Annotated in this window: 2 protein-coding genes; both read right to left on the bottom strand. The window is 72.0% G+C overall.

Features of this window, described 5'->3' with window-relative positions; genetic code table 11:
- Positions 1-66: 66 nt before the first annotated feature.
- The gene (locus G6021_RS13990) at positions 67-1,158 is read right to left on the bottom strand and encodes a branched-chain amino acid aminotransferase (RefSeq protein ID WP_179525022.1); all 1,092 of its coding nucleotides are present in this window, start codon (positions 1,156-1,158) and stop codon (positions 67-69) included.
- Between the two features lie 29 nt (positions 1,159-1,187).
- Positions 1,188-1,548, bottom strand: a 361-nt coding sequence (locus tag G6021_RS13985; RefSeq protein WP_277817952.1) for a glycine cleavage T C-terminal barrel domain-containing protein, incomplete at its 5' end; no start/stop codon positions are given.

The following is a 1,548-nucleotide window of genomic DNA, read 5'->3' as shown; positions in this document are numbered from 1 at the left end:
AGGCGGAACCGGACGCGGGCCCGGTCGGGCGGGCCCGGTCGGGCGAGGCCGGTCAGGCGGGCCCGGTCAGGCGAGCGTGGTCATCCAGCCGAAGGTGTCCTCGACGGACCCGCGCTGGATCCCGGTGAGGGTCTCGCGCAGACGCATGGTGATCTCGCCGGGCCCGCCGTCGCCGACCGTGTACCCGCCCTCGGCGTGCTTGACCGAGCCCACCGGGGTGATCACGGCGGCGGTCCCGCAGGCGAACACCTCGGTGACCGCCCCGGAGGCGACCCCGGACTCCCACTCCTCCACCGAGACCTTCCGCTCGGTCACCGGGTAGCCGAGATGGCGCGCCAGCCGGATGAGGCTGTCGCGGGTCACGCCGGGCAGCAGCGACCCGGACAGTTCCGGGGTGACGATCTCCGCCGAGTCCCCGGTGCCGAGGATGAAGAACAGGTTCATCCCGCCCATCTCCTCGACGTACTTGCGCTCGATCGCGTCCAGCCAGACCACCTGGTCGCAGCCCTCGGCGGCCGCCTGCTCCTGGGCACGCAGCGACGCCGCGTAGTTCCCACCGAACTTCGCCGCGCCGGTTCCGCCGGGGCTGGCGCGCACGTACTCGGTGCTCAGCCACACGCTCACGGGGGCCACACCACGCGAGAAATAGGCACCGGCGGGCGAGGCGATGACCGAGTAGAGGTACTCGTCGGCCGGCCGCACTCCCAGGCCGGTCTCGGTGGCGATCATGAAGGGCCGCAGGTAGAGCGCCTCCTCGCCGCCGGCGGCGGGGACCCAGTCGCGGTCGATCGCCACGATCTGCCGGAGGGACTCCATGAACAGCTCCTCGGGCAGCGTCGGCATGGCCAGACGCTGTGCGGACCGGTTGAAGCGCGCCGCGTTCTGCTCCGGGCGGAAGGAGGCGATGGAGTCGTCGGCCTGCCGGTACGCCTTGAGGCCCTCGAAGATCGTCTGGGCGTAGTGGAGCACCACGGCGGAGGGGTCGATCGACAGCGGGGCGTAGGCCTCGACGGTGGGGGTACCCCAGGCCCCGTCTGAATACGGGAGGGTGACCATGTGGTCGGTGAAGTGCTTGCCGAAGCCGGGAGCGGCGAGGATGGCTTCGCGCTCGGCGGCCGTCCTCGGTGTGGCCGAGGGGCGGATGTCGAACTGGGACATGTCGTCTCGCTTAGGTGAGAAGGGGCGGGTCAGCGGGTGCGGATCTCGACGAGCGGGGGTACCGCGAGGCGGCACGGTACCTCTCGCCCCCGTACGTCGACGACGACCTCGTCGCCCTTCTTCAGGCCGGCGTCCAGCTCGACGAACGCGAGCGCGATCCCAGTCTTCAGCGTCGGCGAGAACGTGCCGGAGCTCGTGACGCCGACGTCGCGTCCGCCGGCCCGCACGGTCTGGCCGGCGCGCAGGACTCCGCGGCCCGTGACCTCGAGCGCGTACATGCGCCGGGCGGGCCCGGCCTCCTTCTGACGCAGCAGCTCGTCGCGCCCCCAGAAGGACGGCTTGTCCCAGCCGATGGCCCACGCGCAGCGGGCCTCGAGCGGGCTGAGGTCG

It is taken from the genome of Dietzia sp. CW19 (assembly GCF_014145265.1).
GTDB lineage: Bacteria > Actinomycetota > Actinomycetes > Mycobacteriales > Mycobacteriaceae > Dietzia > Dietzia natronolimnaea.
The sequence above is the reverse complement of the archived record's forward strand: the minus strand, read 5'-3'. Positions and strand labels throughout refer to the sequence as shown.

Coding starts and splice junctions, on each gene's coding strand:
- G6021_RS13990 (WP_179525022.1), bottom strand. CDS start 1,158: ATGTCCCAGTTCGACATCCGCCCCTCGGCCACACCGAGGACGGCCGCC.